The 21496-nt window shown below is 61.9% G+C and carries 17 protein-coding genes; 15 read left to right on the forward strand and 2 right to left on the reverse strand.

What is annotated here, in order from left to right:
• Positions 1-176 precede the first annotated feature (176 nt).
• From PLO63_02885 to rlmN, 10 genes are all read left to right on the forward strand, one after another.
• The gene (locus tag PLO63_02885; protein HOI73072.1) at positions 177-1061 is read left to right on the forward strand and encodes a glycine--tRNA ligase subunit alpha; all 885 of its coding nucleotides are present in this window, start codon (positions 177-179) and stop codon (positions 1059-1061) included.
• Between the two features lie 194 nt (positions 1062-1255).
• The gene (gene glyS / locus PLO63_02890) at positions 1256-3328 is read left to right on the forward strand and encodes a glycine--tRNA ligase subunit beta (protein ID HOI73073.1); all 2073 of its coding nucleotides are present in this window, start codon (positions 1256-1258) and stop codon (positions 3326-3328) included.
• 185 nt (positions 3329-3513) lie between these two features.
• Positions 3514-5811, forward strand: a complete 2298-nt coding sequence (locus PLO63_02895) for a GspE/PulE family protein (GenBank protein HOI73074.1) — start codon at positions 3514-3516, stop codon at positions 5809-5811.
• A 132-nt stretch (positions 5812-5943) separates the two neighbouring features.
• The gene (locus tag PLO63_02900) at positions 5944-8421 is read left to right on the forward strand and encodes a serine/threonine-protein kinase (protein ID HOI73075.1); all 2478 of its coding nucleotides are present in this window, start codon (positions 5944-5946) and stop codon (positions 8419-8421) included.
• Positions 8422-8439: 18 nt separating this feature from the next.
• Positions 8440-9246, forward strand: coding sequence for a Stp1/IreP family PP2C-type Ser/Thr phosphatase (locus tag PLO63_02905; protein ID HOI73076.1), 807 nt, complete (start codon positions 8440-8442; stop codon positions 9244-9246).
• A gap of 3 nt (positions 9247-9249) precedes the next feature.
• Positions 9250-9951 carry an FHA domain-containing protein gene (locus tag PLO63_02910; protein HOI73077.1) on the forward strand — a complete coding sequence of 234 codons (702 nt, stop codon included), beginning with the start codon at positions 9250-9252 and terminating at the stop codon, positions 9949-9951.
• 4 nt (positions 9952-9955) lie between these two features.
• Positions 9956-10690: an OmpA family protein gene (locus PLO63_02915; protein HOI73078.1), complete on the forward strand. Its 735-nt coding sequence runs from the start codon at positions 9956-9958 to the stop codon at positions 10688-10690.
• A gap of 110 nt (positions 10691-10800) precedes the next feature.
• Entirely contained in the window at positions 10801-12741 is a 1941-nt protein-coding gene (locus PLO63_02920) for an aconitate hydratase (GenBank protein HOI73079.1), read from the forward strand.
• Positions 12742-12815: 74 nt separating this feature from the next.
• Positions 12816-14039, forward strand: coding sequence for an NADP-dependent isocitrate dehydrogenase (locus PLO63_02925; GenBank protein HOI73080.1), 1224 nt, complete (start codon positions 12816-12818; stop codon positions 14037-14039).
• 34 nt (positions 14040-14073) lie between these two features.
• Positions 14074-15138, forward strand: coding sequence for a 23S rRNA (adenine(2503)-C(2))-methyltransferase RlmN (gene rlmN, locus PLO63_02930; protein HOI73081.1), 1065 nt, complete (start codon positions 14074-14076; stop codon positions 15136-15138).
• Here the strand turns inward: rlmN and PLO63_02935 are convergent.
• Positions 15120-16748 (reverse strand): phosphoenolpyruvate carboxykinase, encoded by a 1629-nt coding sequence (locus tag PLO63_02935; GenBank protein HOI73082.1) that lies wholly within the window; start codon positions 16746-16748, stop codon positions 15120-15122. The two genes, rlmN and PLO63_02935, sit on opposite strands and share 19 nt — an antisense overlap.
• Before the next feature lie 48 nt (positions 16749-16796).
• Between PLO63_02935 and PLO63_02940 the strand changes: the two genes are divergently transcribed.
• The 4 genes from PLO63_02940 (at position 16797) to PLO63_02955 (ending at position 18919) form a co-directional block, all read left to right on the forward strand.
• A complete protein-coding gene (locus PLO63_02940; GenBank protein HOI73083.1) occupies positions 16797-17732 on the forward strand; it encodes a 4Fe-4S binding protein in 936 nt (311 codons plus the stop codon).
• A gap of 163 nt (positions 17733-17895) precedes the next feature.
• On the forward strand, positions 17896-18075 hold the full coding sequence (locus tag PLO63_02945; protein HOI73084.1) for a hypothetical protein: 180 nt from the start codon (positions 17896-17898) through the stop codon (positions 18073-18075).
• Between the two features lie 62 nt (positions 18076-18137).
• Positions 18138-18422: a glutaredoxin family protein gene (locus tag PLO63_02950; protein HOI73085.1), complete on the forward strand. Its 285-nt coding sequence runs from the start codon at positions 18138-18140 to the stop codon at positions 18420-18422.
• Positions 18419-18919 carry a ferredoxin-thioredoxin reductase catalytic domain-containing protein gene (locus tag PLO63_02955; GenBank protein HOI73086.1) on the forward strand — a complete coding sequence of 167 codons (501 nt, stop codon included), beginning with the start codon at positions 18419-18421 and terminating at the stop codon, positions 18917-18919. Before PLO63_02950 ends, PLO63_02955 begins: the two co-directional genes overlap by 4 nt.
• A gap of 144 nt (positions 18920-19063) precedes the next feature.
• On the opposite strand, the gene PLO63_02960 is transcribed toward PLO63_02955, so the two are convergent.
• Positions 19064-20092: an NlpC/P60 family protein gene (locus PLO63_02960; GenBank protein HOI73087.1), complete on the reverse strand. Its 1029-nt coding sequence runs from the start codon at positions 20090-20092 to the stop codon at positions 19064-19066.
• Positions 20093-20371: 279 nt separating this feature from the next.
• On the opposite strand from PLO63_02960, the gene mtgA reads away from it, so the two are divergent.
• The gene (gene mtgA, locus PLO63_02965; GenBank protein ID HOI73088.1) at positions 20372-21325 is read left to right on the forward strand and encodes a monofunctional biosynthetic peptidoglycan transglycosylase; all 954 of its coding nucleotides are present in this window, start codon (positions 20372-20374) and stop codon (positions 21323-21325) included.
• Positions 21326-21496 lie beyond the last annotated feature (171 nt).

Genomic DNA, 21496 nt, shown 5'->3' on the forward strand with positions numbered 1-21496 from the left:
ATCCTGTTGACAGTGGTTTTGGTGCATGTTAGGAATGACGACCTCGCGGAAAGCACGCAACGGCGCGGTTTTGAGCCTCTGCCCCGGGCCAGGAAAACCTGCGGATGCAGTGGCATGCCGATATGTTGCCGGGGAGCCCCCGCGGGGATGCTGTGCAGGGACATCAGGAGGCGTTCATGACCTTTCAAGAGCTTGTCCTGGCCCTCGACCGCTACTGGGCCGACCGGGGCTGCGTTATCCAGCAGCCCTACGACCTGGAGGTAGGGGCGGGGACCTTCAATCCGGCCACCTTCCTTCGCTCTCTGGGGCCGGAGCCGTGGAACGTAGCCTATGTTGAGCCGTCGCGGCGGCCCACCGACGGGCGCTACGGGGAAAACCCCAACCGACTCCAGCATTATTACCAGTACCAGGTGATCATGAAGCCCTCCCCCCTGGATGTCCAGGATCTCTACCTGGATTCGCTCCGCAGCTTCGGCATCGATCCCCTGGACCACGACATCCGTTTCGTCGAGGATGACTGGGAGTCGCCCACCGTCGGGGCCTGGGGCCTCGGGTGGGAGGTCTGGCTGGACGGCATGGAGATCACCCAGTTCACCTATTTCCAGCAGGTCGGGGGCTTCGACCTCAAACCGGTTTGTTCTGAAATCACGTACGGCATCGAGCGGATCGCCATGTACATCCAGGGGGTGGACAACGTCTACGACCTCATGTGGAACGATTCGGTGACATACGGGGACGTTCACCACCGGGGGGAGGTCGAATGGTCCGTCTACAATTTTGAGAAGGCCGACACGGCCATGCTGCGGACGCTGTTCGACATGTACGAGGCGGAGGGAGTCCGGGCCGCTGGACTGGATCTCGTTCTGCCGACATATGACTGCTGCCTCAAGTGTTCGCACACCTTCAACATGCTCAATGCCCGCGGAGCCATCAGCACGGCCGAGCGGACGAGCTACATCGGCAGGGTGCGCAACCTTGCCCGGCTCAGCGCCGAGGGATACCTGAAGCAGAGAGAGAAAATGGGTTACCCGCTGCTGGGCCGGACGTGGAAGACGTCCTGAGCGGGCGGCTTCTGAACCTGTCGTTGAACCAGGCTGCACCAATACGCACGAAAGCCGAATTCCCCGGTCCCTGAGCCTCAAGGCATGCCTGATGGCGCGCCGCAGGACGATGGGTGGGGGATTAGGGCGGTTCGGCGTTCTTTGGCATTCTGAACAAAGCGGTTACACGGCTACGCTGGATACGGGAGATGAACATGGGCAAGGAGTTGCTTCTGGAAATCGGAACGGAGGAAATCCCCGCGGGTTTCCTGCCGAAGGCGATCGCGGACATGGATGAAATGGTCCGGAAGGCCCTCGCCGAAGAGAGAATTTCTCACGGACCGGTGCGGGTTCTTGCGACGCCCCGCCGCCTCTGCCTGACCGTGGCGGATGTGGCCGAGCGCCAGGAGGACCAGCTGGTGGAGAAGATGGGACCGGCCCGGAAGGTCGCCTTCGACGAGGCCGGAAACCCCACCAAGGCCCTCCTCGGCTTCGCCCGGGGGCAGGGTCTCGATGTTTCGCAACTGGAGACGGTCGTGACGGAGAAGGGGGAGTACTTCTGTGCCCGCAAACGGATCGCCGGGGTGGAGACGGTGTCCATCCTCCCGGTCCTCCTGACGAAGCTCCTGGTCTCCATCCCCTTCAAGAAGACCATGCGCTGGTCCTCCTTCGACCTTCGCTTCCCGCGGCCCATCCATTGGATTCTGTCCCTGTTCGGAGGCGAGGTGGTGCCGTTTTGCATCGAGAACATCGCGAGCGGCCGGGAAACCCGGGGGCATCGCTTCATGAGTCCCGATCCTGCTCCCGTAAAGGGGTTTGAGGATTACCGGAACGTCCTCCGCGGAAAATTCGTGATCGTCGACCCGGAGGAGCGCAAGCGCATCATCCGGGAGGAGAGCCGCAAGGCGGCCGCGGCGGTTGGCGGCCTGCCCCTGGAGAATGACGACCTTCTGGAGACGGTGACGTTTCTGGTCGAGTATCCGACGGTTGTGTGCGGTAGTTTCGACGCGGCCTACCTGGCCCTTCCCCGGGAGGTGCTGGTCACCTCCATGATGTCCCATCAGAAGTACTTTCCCGTCGTGGACGCAGGAGGTAAGCTCCAGGCTCATTTCCTGACGGTGAACAATACCCTGGCGCGGGACCCCGCCGTGGTGACCCGCGGCAACGAAAAAGTCATCCGGGCCCGCCTTTCCGACGCCCGGTTCTTCTTCGACGAGGATCAGAAAATACCGCTCGACCGGCGCGTGGAGGATCTTCGCAAGGTCGTGTACCACAGCCTGCTGGGGACGTCCTTCGACAAGGTCGGGCGTTTCCGGGCGCTGGCGGCGGCCGTCGCCGGCCGGGTCTGCCCCGCAAAGAAAGGGACCGTCGACCGGACGGCTTGGCTCGCCAAGGCGGATCTGGACACGCAGATGGTCGGCGAGTTCCCGGAGCTCCAGGGCGTCATGGGGCGAGAATACGGCCTCCTGGCGGGGGAGGCTCCCGCCGTGGCGCGCGGCATCTACGAACACTACCTTCCGGTGGTCGCCGGCGGCGACCTGCCACAGACCGACGAAGGGGCCGTCGTCAGCATCGCCGACAAACTGGACACGATCGTCGGATTCTTCGGGGTCGGCGTGGTTCCCACGGGAACGGCGGACCCCTATGCCCTGCGCCGGCAGGCCCTGGGCATCCTCAACATCATCCTGGACCGGGGATATGTCCTTGACCTCGGTGAGCTCGTGGAGGAGAGCCTGGCCGTCCTGGGGCCGCTGGTCAGGAAACCCGGGGCGGACGTGAAGGCCGACGTCCTGGCTTTCATCCAGGCCCGTTTCCAGAACCAGCTCATCACCCAGGGCTACGCCTATGACGTGGTCGACGCCGTCCTGGCCGCCGGGGCGACGGACGCCGTGCAGGTGCTCCAGAGGGTCAAGGCCATGGACGTCTTCAAGTCCCACGAGGCCTACCGCCCCCTGGCGACGGCCTTCAAGCGGGCAGGGAACATCATCCGTGACTTCCAGGGGGGGAACGTGGATCCCTCCCTTTTCGAGGGCGAAGAGGAAAAGGCGCTTCACGCGGCATTTCTCGGTATGAAGGAAAAGGCCCAGTCGAACATATCCCGGCACGACTATCTGGCGGCCCTCACGGAGATGGCCGGGATCCGCGGACCGGTGGATGCCTTCTTCGAGAAGGTCCTGGTCATGGCGAAGGACGACCGGATCCGTTTCAACCGCCTGTCGCTGCTCAGCGAGATCTCTTCCTTTTTCCGGCAGGTGGCCGATTTCTCGAAGATTGTCACGGAATCATGAAGCGGGGAAAGAAGACCCCGAAGTTGAGGCGGATTTCGGACCGCCTTGTCCCCGCCTGACAAGGGGAGCAGCCATGCCGGTCCCTTCCGGATACGAAGGGTGAGAAGCCGGCACCGACAGAAAAGAAATCAGCCGGCTCGCATGTGTCCCGCCGGGAAGGCGGGCGGGTCGGGGGGAGTTGAAAAATGGCGTCGGATCCCGTCAGCAGCAGAAAAATATCCGAGCTCGAGGAGAAGCTGATTCTCCGCAAGCAGCTCCAGGATATCACCAACCGCATCCACGCGGCGCAGAACCTGAAGCAGATCCTGGTGGACCTGAAGGACGGCATCCTTACGCTTTTCGACGCCCATTCCGTCACCATCTACGTGGTGGACAAGATCCGCAACGAGATTTACTCCATGTTTCTGAGCGGGACGGAGCTCAGGGACATCCGCGTCCCCATCAGCAACAACAGCATCGCCGGTTTTGTGGCCAACACGGGCAAGATCGTGAACATAGCCGATGCCTACGACGCGGAAGAGCTCCGGAAGATCGACAAGAACCTGAACTTCGACCCGAGCTGGGACAAGAAGACCGGGTTCCGGACCCGGCAGATCCTGGCCATGCCGGTTCTGTACAACAACACCCTGATGGGAGTGGTCCAGATCATCAACCGCAAGGGTTCGACGGGCCGGTTCTCCGACGACGAAGAAAACTTCCTTCGCGAGATTGCCCAGGTCCTCGGGGTGTCCTTCTTCAACCAGGAGCGGTTTGCCCGGCGCCGGAAAACCAAGTTCGATTACCTTGTGATCCGTGGACTCCTGAAGGAGGAGGAATTGGATTCCGCCTGGGACGAGGCCCGGGAGCAGAAGGAGACCATGGAAAACTTCCTCATGAAGAAATACAAGATTTCCCGGGAAGACGTTGGGAAATCCTATGAGGAGTTTTATCGCTGCCGCTTCATCCAGTTCAACGACAAGCTTCCCATTCCCGGAGAGCTGCTGAAGAACCTCAAGCCCGAGTACCTGCGCCGGGAGCTGTGGGTGCCCATCGAAAAGATCGACGGCCAGATCCACGTCATCGTCGACGACCCGAACAACATCCTCAAGCGGGATACCATCGAAAGCCTCCTGAAGACGAAGGCGGTCAAGTACGACGTCTCCCTGCCGGAGGACATCATCAAATACATCGCCCAGTTCTTCCATTCCGCGGTGGACGAGACTTCCATCTCGGAGATCCTGGGGAGAATGGACACGCCGGACGAGGAGGCATACGAGGATGGCGAGGAGGTCGTTACCGAGTCGGACAGCGCCATCATGCAGCTGGTGAACAAGATCATCAACGACGCCTACGCCCGCCGGACTTCGGATATCCACATCGAGCCGAACGTCACCAAGAAGAACGTGGAAATACGGCTCCGCGTCGACGGGGACTGCGGCCTCTACCAGACCGTTCCCTTCAGCTACCGGAACGCCATTGTGTCGCGCATCAAGATCATGTCCAACCTGGACATCACGGTGAAGCGGATCCCCCAGGACGGCAAGATCAAGTTCCGCCGCGCCGGGGGGGACGAGATCGAGCTCCGCGTGGCCACCATCCCGACCCAGGGGGGAGTGGAGGACGTAGTCATGCGCATCCTCGCCAAGGGCGAGACGCTTCCCCTCGAAGCCATGGGGATGCTGCCCCGGAACTACAAGGAGCTGGTCAATTCCTGCGAGAAGCCCTACGGGATGGTCCTGGTGGTGGGTCCCACCGGATCCGGTAAGACCACCACCCTCCACGCGGCGCTGAAGCACATCAACACGCCGGACCGCAAGATCTGGACCGCCGAGGACCCCGTGGAAATCACCCAGTACGGGCTCCGCCAGGTCCAGGTACAGCCCAAGATCGGGTTCGACTTTGCCGCCGCCATGCGGGCCTTTCTCCGGGCAGACCCGGACGTGATCATGGTCGGGGAAATGCGCGACTTCGAGACGGCCAAGACGGGCGTCGAGGCCTCCCTGACGGGCCATCTCGTCTTCAGCACCCTCCATACGAACAGTGCACCGGAGACGATCACCCGCCTCCTGGACATGGGCATCGATCCCCTGAACTTCGCCGACGCCCTCCTGGCCATCCTGGCCCAGCGGCTGGTCCGGACGCTCTGCAAGAGCTGCAAGGAGGCCTATCACCCGACGCAGGCGGAGTACGACGAGATCGTCCAGAGCTACGGGGAGGAGGACTTCGCGAAGCTCAATATTCCCTACAGCGACAGCCTGACCCTCTATCGCCCCAAGGGCTGCGGTGCCTGCGACAATTCGGGATACAAGGGCCGGATGGGGATCCACGAGCTTTTGCTGGGAACGGACGAGATGAAGCGGCTCATCCAGAAACACTCCTCCATCGAGGAGCTGCGGGCCCTGGCCATGGACCAGGGGATGACCACGCTGCTGCAGGACGGCATTCAGAAATCCATCCAGGGGGTGACGGATTTCAAGCAGGTGAGGAGAGTCTGCATCAAATAGCCTGCCAAGGCCTTGAAATGATAAAAAGATTGTAAGAGTCCGTCTTTTTCTGTATAGTTTTTTTAAAGGGTTTGTAGGGATTCAGCAGGCGGACGGTTGGGGAGACATCATGCAGATGGGCAGGGGAGTACAATGAGCAAGTGGAAGGGTTCGTTCGTGGCCGATGCCATGATCGGCCTGATTCTGACCGTTCTGGCCCTTCTGGCTTTGTATTTTCAATGGGGACCCCTGGAAAGAATCGGTTACGGCACCTATGACCTGGGGCTTTCCCTGCGGCAGAATCCCTCCGCCCGGACCGCCCCGTCCCCCGTCGTCGTCGTGGCCATCGACGATGCCAGCATTGCCGGGATCGGCCGGTGGCCGTGGCCCCGCCACTACATTGCCCAGATGATCTGGTTCCTCCGGCAGGCCGAGGCCAAGGTCGTGGGGGTGAACATCATCTATTCGGAACCGGACCAGAATCAGGGCCTCCTGGAAATCCGGAACATCCTCAAAGAATTCGAGAGCGGTGCTGCCCGGTCAGGCCAGCTCTTCACCATGCTGAAGGATGCGGAGGGCCGCCTCGACAACGATACGCGCCTGGCGGCAAGCTTGGACGAGAGCAAGCGGGTGGTCCTGCCCCTGTATTTCCAGATTGGAAACGCTTTCGGCGGCGAGCGGAAGGACATGCCGGAGGTTCTGAAACGGAATTCCGTGTCGCTTCCCGGCCTCGCCGGCGGGCTGACGGCCATCGAGATCACGCCCCCGATTCCTGAGTTTGCCGAGAGAGCCGCGGCCCTGGGCCACCTGAACGTTCTCATGGATCCCGACGGCGCCGTGAGGAGCGCACCGCTCCTGATCAACTATGAAAACCGCTTCTTCCCGTCCCTGCCGTTGCAGATGACCCTGCAGTACCTGAATTACGGCATCGGCGACCTGACGGCCCGGGGGCAGGAACTCCGCATCGGCCGCCTCGTCATTCCCGTACAGCCGGACAATCGAATGTTCGTGAGCTATTCACGGTTTCCAACGGTCTATTCGTTCGTGGACGTGGCCAGCAACAAGGTACCGCCGGAGGCGTTCAAGGATAAAATCGTCCTCGTCGCCCTGAATGCGGTCGGCCTGGGGGCGTTCCAGTTGACGCCCCTGGGGCCCAACGTCCCGTCGTTCGTGGGGCTTTCAAATGTCATCACCGACATCATCGACAACCGGGACTTCGTGGTCCGGCCCGACTGGGCCTTCTGGGTGGAGATCGCGGTGACGGTTCTCTTCGGCCTCTTCCTGGCCCTTGCCATTCCCCATATGAAGGCCTGGCTGAGCGCCCTGATCTCCCTGATCCTTCTGGTGGCGTGGTGCGGCGCGTCCATGTTTCTCCTGGTGTCCCAGGGCTGGTGGATCAAGATGACCTATCCCGCCGTGCTGCTCCTGGCGGGGTACATCGTGCTCGTCTCGAAGCGGTTCCTCTGGACGGAGAAAACCAAGGAGCACATGGAGGCGGACGGCATCGAGACGAACAAGATGCTCGGACTTTCCTTCCAGGGCCAGGGGATGCTGGACATGGCCTTCGACAAGTTCCGGAAATGTCCCGTGGAGGACGAGTCGGTGAAGGATCTCGTCTACAACCTGGGCCTCGACTTCGAGCGGAAGCGGATGTTCAACAAGGCCGTGGCGGCCTATGAGCATATCCGCACGGCCGGGCCGTTCAAGGACGTCGACGACCGGATCAAAAAGCTCAAGGTGGCCGGAGAGACGATGATTTTCGGCCTCGGAGGCGCCAAGAAGGACGGAACCGTCCTGATCGACAGCGCCGAGACGAAACCGACGCTGGGCCGTTACGAGGTCGTAAAGGAGCTCGGCCGAGGCGCCATGGGTACCGTCTATCTGGGGAAAGATCCGAAGATCAACCGGGAGGTGGCCATCAAGACCCTCCGGTACGAGGACATCGACGAGGAGCAGCTTGCGGAGGTGAAGAAGCGGTTCTTCCGTGAGGCCGAGGCGGCCGGTCGACTTTCGCACCCGAACATCGTCACCATATATGACGTGGGTGAGGATTATGAAATCGCCTACATGGCCATGGAACTTCTCTCCGGCTCCGACCTGGCGAAATACTGCCAGAAGGAAAACCTCCTGCCCCTCCACGAGGTGGTGCGGATCGTGACGGCCACGGCGAACGCCCTGGATTACGCCCACGAGCACGACGTCGTCCACAGGGACATCAAGCCGGCGAACATCATGGTCCTGAAAAACGGCGAGGTCCGGGTTGCCGACTTCGGCATTGCCCGTGTGGTCACGTCTTCGAAGACCCAGACGGGGGTTGTCCTGGGTACGCCGAGTTACATGTCTCCGGAGCAGATCGCGGGACAGAAGGTGGACGGCCGTTCCGACCTGTTTTCCCTGGGGGTTGTGCTCTTCGAGCTCTTGACGGGGGCGAAGCCCTTCCAAGGAGACAGCATCGCCACGCTGATGTTCAACATTACGACGGGGCTTCCGCCCCGGGTGACCGAGCTGGTCCCGGACATCCCGCCGGCCTTGCAGGCCATCCTGGACAAGGCCCTGGCCAAGGACCGGGAACAGCGATACCAGAAGGGATCGGAGATGGCCGGGGACCTTGCCCAGGCCCTTAAATCGTAAGGAGGAGGCTCCCGAGGAATGCTCCGGATTGCCGCACGAACCGACACGGGACGGGTCAGGGCCAACAACGAGGACGGTTTTTACGTCCGCGGGGACAGCGGCCTCCTCGTCGTAGCCGACGGCATGGGGGGGCACGCCTCCGGAGAGGTCGCGAGCCGGATGGCTGTGGATATCATCCGGGACTACTTCGACGGCGCGGCCGGCGAGAAAGGCTTTGTCGGCGATTTCGATCCGTCCTGCCTGGAAGGGACGAACCGGCTGGGGGCCGCCATCCGGCTGGCCAACATGGCTATTTTCGAAGCGGCGGCAGGCCAGGCGAAATACGCCGGCATGGGAACGACGGTCGCGGCGGTGCTGATTCAGGGCAAACGCATGGGCATCGCCCATGTTGGAGACAGCCGTGTCTACCTGGTCCGGGCCGGGGACCTGATCCAGCTGACGGACGATCACTCCCTTGTGGCGGAGCAGCTCAAGCGGGAGATGATCACCCCCGAGGAGGCCGCGGCGGCGGAAAACCGGAACATCCTGACCCGGGCACTGGGCATTGCGCCGGAGGTCCGGGTGGATCTCGACGAGATGACCGTGGCCGATGGGGACAGGATTGTCCTCTGCTCCGACGGGCTGAATACCATGGTCTCCGACGGGGAGATCCTGTCCGTCGTCGAGACGGCGGAGGATTTCGATGCGGCCTGCGACAGGCTGATCGCGATGGCCAACGACCACGGCGGACGGGACAACATCACCGTGGTCCTGGCGGAAATCAGGAAGAAAAAGGGTCCGGTCGCGTCCATCTGGCACGCGTTGACATCATGGTTCAGGAGGTGAGGTATGGCAAGGGTTCTGCTGAAGTTCAAGGAGGCCTTGATCAAAGAGATCCCGCTTGACAAGCCCGTCATCACCATCGGCAGAAAGGCGGAAAACGATATCGTCATCGACAACCAGGCCGTCTCGGGTTTCCATGCCAAGATCCTGGCCGAAGGCGAGGCGTTTGCCATCGAGGATCTCGGGAGCCTCAACGGCACCTTCGTGAACGGGCAGCGGGTGACGAGGATCGACCTGGACAACGGCGATGTCGTTCTGATCGGGATTCACAGCCTGGAGGTGGAGTGCCCGCCCCGCAAGGAGGCGGACAGGCTGGCGCAGGCCGTGAGAGGACGGTCCATGGACGAGACGATGGTGATCGATCCGGCGTCCCAGAAGCGGATGCTGGAAGCGACCGTCAAGGCCGCCGAGGAGGTCCTCGGGGGATTTGTTGTCGTCGAGGGCTCCTCGGAAAAGCGGGAATACGAGCTCAAGGACCGGGTGGTGACGATCGGAAAGGACGACAGCGCCGCCATCCGCCTGAAGGGGTTCTTCGCGCCGTCCGTAGCCGCCCTGGTGAACCGCCGCAGGGAAGGGTACTTCATGACGCCCGCCAGCGGGAAATCCTTCAAGGTGAACGGCCAGGACGTGAAAACCCGCTATGACCTGAAGGACGGCGACCTGGTGGAGGTCGGCAACCTGAAGATGCAATTCTTTATCAAGGAGTGAATCCATGAAAAAGTTCATCGTCAACGGGGTGATTCTGATTGCAGCGGGGTTGCTGGTTCTTCCGGTCCTGTCGGGGTGCATGGTCAAGGAGAGCACGTACCTGAAAAAGGTGGAGGAAGAGAAGGCCCTTCAACAGAGGTACAACCAGCTGGAGAAGGAAAAGGCCGATGTCATCCAGAAGAAGGAGGAATGCGACCGCGACCTGCAGCGGATCATGACCGAACTCCAGCAGAAGAGCGTCGACATCAAGTCGCTGCAGAAGAAGAAGGAGGAGATCCAGACGGAGAGCCAGGCCTACAAGGACCTGCTCCGGGAGATGAAAGGCGAGATGGCCAGGGGCCAGGTGACCATCGAGGAGCTGAAGGGAAAGCTGACCCTCGGACTGGCGGACCAGATCCTCTTCGATTCGGGCCAGTCGGAGGTGAAGAAGGACGGCCTGGCGATTCTCAAGCGGATCGTGGACATCCTTGGCAAGGTGCAGGACAAGGCCATCCGCGTCGAGGGGCACACGGACAATGTGAAGATCTCCGGGCGTCTGGCCAAGCGCTTCCCGACCAACTGGGAGCTCTCGGCCGCCCGGGCCATCAATGTCGCCCGTTTCCTTGAAGAAAACGGGATCGACCCGAAGATCCTGTCGGCCGCCGCCTACGGCGAGTACAAGCCCATCGCGGACAACAGCACGCCGGATGGCCGCCAGAAGAACCGGCGGATCGCCATCATTCTCCTGCCGAAGGACTGAGGGCGAGGCGAACCGGGATTCATCACGAAGGGGTTGGAGGGGAGGGGAGAGCCGGAGCCCCGCCTCCGACCCCTTCCTGTTTTCGTATGGAGGGGCATCGTAGAGGAGCCATGCCGGGAAAAACCATCACCGAAAAGATCATCGCCGGTCACCTGGTAAAGGGAACATTCGGACCCGGCGAGGAGATCGCCATCCGCATCGACCAGACCCTGACCCAGGACGCCACGGGAACCATGGCCTACCTGCAGTTCGAGTCCATGGGAATCCCCCGTGTCCGGACGGAGCTGTCCGTCAGCTACATAGACCACAACACCGTACAGATCGGTTTCGAGAATGCCGACGACCACCGCTATCTCCAGACGGTGGCCCGGCGGTACGGCATCCACCTTTCCCGGGCGGGAAACGGCATCTGCCACCAGGTGCACCTGGAGCGGTTCGGACGCCCCGGGAAGACCCTGGTCGGCTCCGACAGCCACACCCCTACCGGAGGCGGGCTGGGCATGCTGGCCATCGGCGTCGGTGGTCTGGACGTGGCGCTGGCCATGGCCGGGGAGGCCTTCTGGCTGACCTGCCCCCGGGTCGTCGGGATCCGGCTGTCCGGAAAGCTCCGGCCCTGGGTCTCAGCCAAGGACATCATCCTGAAGGTGCTGGAGATCTTTTCCGCCAAGGGCAACGTGGGCACGGTCTTCGAGTACGGCGGGGAAGGCCTGGCGGGCCTCGCCGTTCCCGAGCGGGCGACCATCGCCAACATGGGGGCCGAGTGCGGCGTCACGACATCCGTCTTCCCCAGCGACGAACAGACCCGCCGTTTTCTCCGGGCCCAGGACCGCGAATCCGCCTGGGTTTCCCTGGAAGCGGACCCGGACGCATCCTATGACCGCGTGGTGGAGATCGACCTGTCCATGCTGGAGCCCATGGCGGCGAAGCCCCACAGCCCCGACAACGTCAGCCCTGTCCGGGAGATCGCCGGGATCGGGGTGGACCAGGTCTGCCTCGGCAGCTGCACAAATTCCTCCTACCGGGATCTGGCGACGGTGGCCCGCATCCTGAAGGGCCGGTCCGTCCATCCCGACGTCAGCTTTGTTATTGCCCCGGGGTCCCGGCAGGTTCTGGAGAACCTGCTCCGGGACGGATACCTGGAAGACCTGCTGGCCTCCGGCGCCCGGCTCATGGAAAACGCCTGCGGCTTCTGCATCGGAAGCGGCCAGAGCCCCCGCACGGAGGCCGTTTCCCTCCGGACCTCGAACCGGAACTTCTTCGGCCGGTCGGGGACGAAGGACGCCCGGGTCTACCTGGTAAGCCCCGAGACGGCGGCGGCCGCCGCGCTGGAAGGGCGCATCACGGATCCCCGGGAGCTCCGGATGCCCTTTCCGGAGATTTCCCTTCCGGAGCGGTTCCACATCGACGACGGGCTGATCCTGTCTCCTCCGGACGTCGAGGCCGCCCAGGCGGTGGAGGTCTACCGCGGTCCCAACATCGGGGAGCCTCCGGCCAACACACCGCTCCCGGAGGATCTCCGGATGGAGGCGGCCATCAAGGTGGGGGACGCCATCACGACGGACCACATCATCCCGGCGGGGGACCGGATGAAGTACCGGTCCAACATCCCCAAGTATTCCGAATACGTCTTCGAGATCGTGGACAATCATTTCCACCGGCGGGCCCGGAAGATCCAGAGCGAGGGAAAACAGAACGCCATCATCGCCGGCCTTTCCTACGGCCAGGGATCGTCCAGGGAGCACGCCGCCATCTGTCCCATGTACCTGGGGGTGCGGGCCGTCATCGCCCGATCCTTTGAGCGTATTCATGCGGCGAACCTGGTCAATTTCGGGATCCTGCCGCTCGTCTTCGCCGACGGGAGGGATTACGACCGAGTCGATCAGGGAGACCGCCTGGAGGTTCCGGGCATCCGGGAATCCCTGCTGAAAAACGGATCGCTGGTGTTGGAGAACCGGACGAAGGGGACCTCCTTCCGGGTGACCTGCGACCTGACGGACCGCCAGAAGCGCATGATCCTGGCCGGCGGGGCTCTGAACCTGCGTAACGGCTGAAGAAGGAAAACGGGACTCCCGGCGGGAAGCGCCGCGGGGTCCGGGAAAACCATTACGAACGGGAGTTGTCATTCATGGTCAAGGCTGCAAAAATTGTCGTCAAAACGCCCCTTGTCGAGATGGACGGGGACGAGATGACCCGTGTCATGTGGGCGATGGTGAAGCAGAAACTGCTGTTTCCCTTCCTGGAGATGTCCCTGGAGTACTACGATCTGCACCTGAAACACCGCGACGAGACGGACGACCGGGTGACGGTCGATGCCGCCCGGGCCGTGGCGAGGCTAGGCGTGGGCGTCAAGTGCGCCACCATCACCGCCAACGAGGACCGTGTCCGGGAGTATTCGCTGAAGGAAGCGTGGAAGAGCCCCAACGCCACCATCCGGGCCTTCCTGGACGGGACGGTGTTCCGGACGCCGATCCTCGTAAAGAACATCCGGCCTTCCGTGAGCTCCTGGAAGCATCCCATCATCATCGGCCGCCACGCCTACGGCGACGTCTACAGCGGTGTCGAGATCCGCGTGCCCGGAGAGGGGACGGCGGAGATCGTGTTCCGGCCCTCCGACGGCGGCGAGCCTCTCCAAAAGACCATCCACACCTTCACGGGGCCCGGCATCATCCAGGGAATCCACAACACCGACGCCTCCATCGAGAGCTTCGCCCGGGCCTGCTTCACCTACGCCCTGGACCGGAAGGTGGACGTCTGGTTCAGCACGAAGGACACCATCTCCCAGACCTACGATGCCCGGTTCCGGGAGGTCTTCCAGCGGGAGTACAATCAGAACTGGAAACAGGCCTTCGAGAAGGAGGGGCGGGAGTATTTCTTCACCCTCATCGACGACGCGGTGGCCCGGGTCATGAAGTCCGAGGGGGGAATGCTCTGGGCGCTGAAGAACTATGACGGCGACGTCCTGTCCGACATGGTCGCCTCCGCATGCGGCAGCCTGGCCATGATGACCTCCGTCCTCGTGTCTCCCCGCGGGTGGTATGAGTTCGAGGCGGCCCACGGGACGGTGCAGAAGCACTACTACAGGCACCTCAAGGGGGAAGTCACGTCCACCAACTCGATGGCCCTCATCTTCGCCTGGACGGGAGCCCTCCGGAAACGGGGCGAGATGGACGGGACGCCGGACGTCGGCGCCTTTGCCGATGCCGTAGAGAAGGCCGCCATTGGGACCATCGAGGACGGGACCATGACGGGCGATCTCCTGGCCCTGGCCGATCCGGATTCGCGAAACCGGAAGGTGACCACAGAGGGATTCATCGATGCCGTGGCGGAGCGGTTGGCGAGGGAGCTGTAACCGATTGTCCAAGCCTTTCCCTGCGGGTAGTTCCATGAAAAAACCGAATCTCCGGGACATGACGCTGGAAGAGCTGGAGGCCTTCATCGCCGGGATGGGGAAGGAGCGCTACCGGGCCCGCCAGATCATGAAGTGGCTCTACAACACGCCGGTGGAGTCCTTTGCGGAGATGACGACCCTATCCCGGCCGTTCCGTGAACAGATGGAGATCCAGGCCTCCCTGGACCAGCCGGAGATCGCCGGCGATCAGGTCTCCCGGGACGGGACGAAGAAGATCCTCTTCCGGCTGCGGGACCGGCGGTTCATCGAGAGCGTCCTGATCCCGGGGAAGAATCATTGGACCGCCTGCGTCTCCACCCAGGCGGGCTGCGCCATGGGCTGCCGGTTCTGCCTGACGGGGAAGACGGGCTTCGGGCGTGATCTCCTGCCGTCGGAGATCACGGGGCAGGTGACGCGGATCCGGTTCGGCACCCCCGAGGGGCCCGACGTGAAGAACATCGTCCTCATGGGGATGGGGGAGCCCCTGGCCAACTACCAAAACACGGTCAAGGCCCTGAAGAACCTGACCTCCGACTATGGGCTGGGATTCTCGACCCGGAAAATCACCGTGTCCACCTGCGGCCTGGCGCCCCGGATTCTCCGGCTTGGGGAAGACCTCTGCGTGAACCTCGCCGTCTCCCTGAACGCCCCGGACGACCGGCGTCGCAGCGAGCTCATGCCGGTCAATCAAAAGTATCCCCTGGCGGCGCTCCTGAAGGCCTGTCGCGACTATCCCATGCCGGGGCGAAGGATGTTGACCTTCGAGTATATCCTCATCGGGGGGATCAACGACGCGCCGGCCGACGCGGAGACGCTCGCCCGGCTTCTCCGGGGGCTCCGCTGCAAGATCAACCTCATCGCCTTCAACGAATTCCCCGGGTCCCCCTACCGCAGTCCCTCGGAAGAGGCGGTGCAGGCCTTCCGGGACATCCTCATCCGCCGGCACTACACGGCGATCCTCCGGGCCAGCAAGGGGAGCGACATCCTCGCCGCCTGCGGCCAGTTGAGCGGCCGGGCGGCGGACGAGGCCGGGCCGCCGTCTTACTCCTCCAGCATGTAGGGCAGGGACTCCCGGATGTTGTCGGGAATCCGGCCGTACATTCCCTCGAACTCCTCCAGGAAGGCCTGCCGTCCCCGGAAGAAGTCCCGGACTTTCTTTTTCAGGACTGCTGTATCCTCATGCAGCCGGGAAGCGACCATCATGTCCAGGTTTGCCCGGTCGCACTGGACGGGATAGGAGTATCCCAGGATGTCCGCGTCGGAGCTGAAGCGGATCTGGCGGCGCACCAGGTCGTTGTAGGAGGCCAGGGACTGGCGGAGGGTGACCTTTCGCTCGAAGGCGCCGATGGTTCCCGTGTTGGCCAGGTAGCAACGGGTGGGGTTCTTCATCAGGATTTCATGGAAGAGCATGGCGTGCTCCAGCCGGTTCCCAGTCAGGAAGGGATCGAGGAAGATCTCCCGTTTGAACTTTCCCGCCTCTTCGGGATTGCCGCCGCTCGACTCGATCGACTCGCCGTAGAGAAACTGCATGACCGCCTGCTCGGGAGTAAGGCGGGAGAGGACGTTGGCGAGAGGGTTCCGGGTCAGGATGATGATGTTGTGGACCCGGTCCGCCCGGAGGCCGGGGCTCGCGATCTCCAGATTGGCCCGGGTGACGATGGCCCGGCCGTTTCCCGTCTTGGAGGTGTCCCGGAAATCGGGCATATAGGGATATTTCGTAACGGCCACGTTTTCCAGGAAGGCATCCCGGGACTCGGCGGCCCGGAGGATCTCCGGCTGGCTTTCGTCGAGGCCTTCCGTCTTCACGTAGAGCCCGCCCATTTCGAAGGCCTCGTAGCCGCCGTCGAAGCCGAAGGTCCCGCCGTCGTCGCCGATCATCTCGGAGGTCTCCCGGGGCAGCCGGGCAAAGGACCGGCAGAGGGTGGTGGTCTTTCCCGTGGCGGTGAGGCCGGAGACGGCGGTGACGACTTCTGTCAGTTCCGGCCGGTCCGTCTCCGGAGAGAAGACCCACAGCCTGTCCCGGCGTGCCCCGGCATGGAGAAAGATGCCCGTCCGGTCGATGGCCTTGACCCGCCAGTTCTCGAAATGGAACACCCCTTTTTTCCCCTCCCCGAGGTACATCGTGTTGCGGCAGATCTTGACCTGCTCTCCCCGGCGGCTGCCCATCATCAGGCGGACCGTCAGGTCTTTTTCGAGAAGCTTCCGGAACCGGTTGAGCCGGAAGGCCTCGTCGGTGAAGAAGAGAATCGTGTAGGTCGGGTCCTCGACGCTGCGCGGAGCCGGGGAGTCGTCGAAGAGAAGCTTCAGGCCGTAGGCGATCTGGGCGAAGTGCTCAGGGATCAGGAAACGGCAGGACACCCCGTTTCGGCCGTCGCCGACGAGGACGTCAAGGGAGACGATCCGCTCGTTCCGGAGGCAGTAGACGGCCTGTTCCGCCAGGGCGTCCTCTTCCGTGCCGAAGGCGTCGTCGACGCTGTTTTTGGTATGGGGGGCCGACCGGTTCATGGGCTCCGAATCGGAGGCCAGGGATCCGAAGGACGTACGGATCACATCCTCCTGGCGCGTGGCGATATCCTTGATTTCGGTGAGGGAGAGCCCCTCCAGGAGACGTCCGTCCCGGCGTGCTTCTTCAAAAACCTGCCGGGCTGCCTTCTTGAACGTGTTCATCATGTTCCTCCACATTGACATGTCCGGCAAACTGTCATACCGGAGTGGTCGATGAAATCGCTTTTCTCTTTTCTGTCCGGGCTTCCGGTCAAACCGTCCACCCGGGCCTTTCTCCGGGAAGCCGAATCCGTGCCCGGATATGGATTCCTGGACTTTGTTCATGGATACGTTTACGGCCGGTGGCCTTCCCTGTATGTCGGCATGGCAACGGGATGCCATCCCCTGGCAAGGATCCTCGGGCCTCCCGCCCGGCTGCTCCTGGAACTTTACGAACGAAGCGTCCGGTGTCCGGACAGCGGCATGCCGCCAGGAAAAACAAGCTTCGCCGATGCATACCACGGCAAGGTGATGCCACTGGAGGGCGCGATCCGCCTTGTGTCCGTCCAGCGGGAGGTTTGCCTGCAAGGCATGGAATCGGTCGTTCCCTATCCCGTGGCCCGGGACCTGATTCTACGCGAGCCGGACCGGATGGTTGCTCTCGAGTGTCCCTGCCGCGCTCACCGGGCCGACCCTTGCAGGCCCCTGGACGTGTGTCTTGTTGTCGGAGAGCCGTTCGCCTCATTCGCCCGCGAGCACAACCCCCGGAAGAGCCGCTGGATTACGCCGGAGGAAGCGGCATCCATCCTGAAGGCGGAGCATGACCGGGGACACGTTCACCATGCGTTCTTCAAGGATGCCATGCTGGACCGCTTCTATGCCATCTGCAACTGCTGCTCCTGCTGCTGCGGAGCCATGAATGCCTATCGGGACGGGAGTCCCATGCTGGCTTCTTCAGGATATGTCTGCTGGATGGATGCGAGTCTCTGCGTCGGTTGCGGGAACTGTGTCGGAGCCTGCCCCTTCCGGGCGATCGGCCTGATAGGGGATAAAGCCGTCGTCGATCCGCTCCTCTGCATGGGTTGCGGGATCTGTGTCGACGGCTGCCCCACCGGGGCCTTGAGCCTGTTGCGGGACGTCACCCGGAGTGTGCCCCTGGAGATCCCTTGAGGCATGTAATTCCAATGTCGGCAGTACCTGCATCCCATATTCGGCGGCCCCGGTCAAGAGGCCGGGAGGGAACAGCCACGAATGGAGCCGGTGATTCGGGGCTTCTTTGGTCTTGGCCGATGTGGTAGGATGCATCCATACCGTCCGGAGAGGGGGTGGAGCCATGACGGATGAAAAGAAGTTGCCGGATGTCTGGTGGAAGTGCAGCAACTGCGGCAATACAATCCAGGCGGAAAAGCCGCCGGTGGAATGTCCGGCCTGCCGGCAGAAGTGCGAGTTCCTGAATGTGACCTGCTATCAGCCGGACTGCGGTTTCACTGGAGTCGATCCCCGGCTGAAGTGATCCGGCGGATGATTGGGCGGGCAGGACGTGACCGACACGGGGCCATGAAATCATGAGGTGAGATGATGACCGTTGAGCATATGGAAGGGGAAAACCGGGGGAGCATCATGCTGTATGCCCTGAGCACCTGTGGTTGGTGCAAGAAGACCAAGGCGCTGCTGGGCGAGATGAAGGTGGCCTACGATTACACGGATGTGGACCTTTTGGACAAGGAAGAGAAGCGGCAGGCCATGGAGGAAGTGAAGAAATGGAATCCCGCCTGTTCGTTTCCGTCCATGGTCATCAACGGAAGCCAGTGCATCGTCGGCTTCAACGAGGCGAAGATACGGGAAGCTTTGAAAAAATGAACCCTTCGATCATTGAGCAGGCCTGTGTCCGGCTGAGGCGGGAGGCCGAGGACGCCGGGTATCGCCTGAATCCCGACGAAGCCTTTGTCCGGGACCTTGTGGAAGGGCTTCTCGCCAACGAGGAACGCTATGGATACCGGGCTTGTCCGTGCCGTCTCGCCTCCGGGGTTCGGGAGGAGGATCTGGACATTGTCTGTCCCTGCGACTACCGGGATCCGGACCTGAATGACTTCGGTGCCTGCTATTGCGCCCTCTACGTGTCCGATGAGATCCTGAGCGGAGCCCGCGATCTGGAATCGATTCCGGACCGACGTCCGCCGGGGGGGCCCGGGCCCGTTTCCAGCGCTCCGGAGCCGTCCCGCAGTGTGGCCGGTGGAGGTCTGGCATATCCCGTCTGGCGTTGCCGGGTTTGCGGCTACCTGTGTGCCCGGGAGGAACCTCCCGGGGTCTGTCCGATCTGTAAGGCCAAAAAGGAGCGTTTCGAGAAGTTCATGTAAAGCATTTTTCGGTGGCGGAATCGGCGGGGCAATTCCAGCCGGGATCGTTGGTAACGGGTCCACGGACAACCGGCGGGAAACAAAAAAAAGGAGGGGCGGCCCCGGGGCAGCCCCTCCTCCTGTATGATGCGGGAACCACGTTATTTAAACGCTTCCGTTTCCCGTCTTGGCCTGCTCCTTTTCCTTGCCTTTCAGCCGGACGGCCTTCACAAAGCGCTTGCTGTAATAGGGATCGTCCAGGTTGTTGATGCTCACCTCGCGCTTCTTTCCCGCCGCCGCGTGGATGAACTGGTTGTTGCCGATGTAAATGCCGACGTGGCCGAAAGCGCGGCGCGTATTGAAAAAGACGAGATCTCCCACGTCCAGCTCGTCCTTGTCAACGTTCATGCCCACCCTGGACTGCTCACGGGCCGTACGGGGCAGGTTGACATCAAAAAACTGGTAGATCTTGGCCACGAAGCCCGAGCAGTCAATGCCTCGCACGGTCGAACCGCCGAACCGGTAGGGAGCGCCCAGAAAGCCCTTGACGACCTTCACGAACAACTGCTGCTCCTCCGGATTTCTCCAGTTCCCCATGAGATCGGCGCTGGAAACTATATCTTCCTCGATCTTGGCAAGATCCTCCGGTGTGGGCGCCGCGCCTTCATCTTCATCCAGTTCATCCTCGTCGCTCATTGCTGCTGTCCGCAGGCGCGGCTCGCTCCTCTCTGAATGCTGAGTTCCTGAAGCGACCCGTGCCAGAACAATTCTGCTCCCGGGTTTCAGCTTACTGGCGCGAAGATTGTTGAGTTTCTTGAGTTGTGCTACAGAGATGCCCGTTTTCTTGGAGATGCCGGAGAGGGTGTCGCCCGACCTGACCGTGTAGGTCGTTGTCCTGGCTGTTGCCGATCTGCCGTGGGAAGCGGCCTTGGCGCTCTTTACCGCGGTCCTGGATGCGCTTTTTGCGCTTGTTGACGGAATGGTCAGGACCTGCCCGAGTTTGAGCCGGTCGGATGTCAGGTTGTTGGCCTTTTTGATGGCATCAACGGAAACACCATGTTTTTTCGCGATGGTGTAAAGATTGGTACCGGATTTGACCCGGTACTTCGAGTCGGCAAGGCACTCCGTATGGATGAAAATCACGGAGAGCAGGACGATCAGTCCCAGCGAAACACAAATCTGCCGTCTCATCATGGAAGTACCTCCTTCTTGGAAGTCGGGGGATGCCCCACTAAGAGGCGGTGCACAGATTTCGGCAGAAAATGAACTGTACACGTGATGACATGTGCGCCTCTTGTATCTGAACAAACCCCCCAAGTCAATTTTTTTTTGCCTCCCATCCCTTCAAGGCGCTAAAAGCTTTGTGATTTCGGAGAATCCTGCTTTGCAAACGGGTTGTGTTGATGTATGAAGGGACCCCCGGCGGTACCGCCGGGCGAGTCGGAACAAAGGCTCCGTACGGATCGGTGAGCGATGAGGAAAAGAACCGGAAAAAGGATAAAGAATATCGTCAAGAAAAAGTGGATCTGGCTTCTTCTTCTGATCCCCGTGGTGTGGCTGATCGGCAGCATCGGTCTCTCCTTCGTCTGGCCCGGTGTTTCGAAGTTCCAGAAGGTGAACCCCGTGAAGACGTCCTTCATGGAATACCGGGAGGACGAGTGGCGAAGCCAGGGGAAGGGCATCCGGATCCAGCAGCGATGGGTGCCGCTCGGCAGGATTTCTCCCTATGTCGTCAAAGCGGTGATCATTGCCGAGGACGACAAGTTCTGGCGTCATGAGGGATTCGACTACGATGCGATCCAGAAGGCCATCGAGAAAGACCTGAAGCAGAAGAAGTTCAAGGTTGGGGGGAGCACCATCAGCCAGCAGCTGGCAAAAAACCTGTTTCTCACGCCGTCCAGAAATCCCGTCCGCAAGATCCGTGAGGCCATTTATACATGGCGCATGGAGGAGAACCTGTCGAAAAAGAGGATTCTTGAGCTCTATCTTAACGTTGCCGAGTGGGGGGAGGGAATCTTCGGAATCGAGATGGCCGCCCGGCACCACTTCGGGAAAACCGCGTCGGCACTGTCGGCCATGGAGGCGGCGCGCCTCGCCGCGGTCCTGCCGAACCCGCGTCTGTACAGTCCCACCGGAAACTCGCGCTATGTAAACTACCGTTCCCAGAAGATATACGGGATCATGGTGCGGCGGGGAATCGTAATCGAGGAATATGAGGAAGTCCTGCAGGATGCCAGGGAGGCCGTCAGCGATGAGGCCAGGGGCATAACCATTACGCCCGGGCAGGATGAGAAGGCGCCGGGTGCTTCTCCGGAGACCTCCGCTCCCGGCGGCCTGCAGACCCCGGCGCAGGAAAACCGGCCGCAGGAGCGGAAGCCGGAGCCCCTCCCCGGCGAGCCACAGCCTTCCCGTTATCCCGGTCGGTGAATTTTGGCGCATGCAGCGGTTGCGCCTGTCTGCCTCCCGACCAGGGAGGACGCCGTCGGCCGCGGCAGGGGTATCGATCCCCTGGGTAGTGCCAAGATTCCGATATCGCACAAGTATTTCTCTTGCAGGTGGAGGAAATCCATGGTGCCACCGGCTGAATAAACCTTGACA

The sequence above is a fragment of the Syntrophales bacterium genome (assembly GCA_035363115.1).
Taxonomy (GTDB): Bacteria; Desulfobacterota; Syntrophia; order Syntrophales; family PHBD01; genus PHBD01.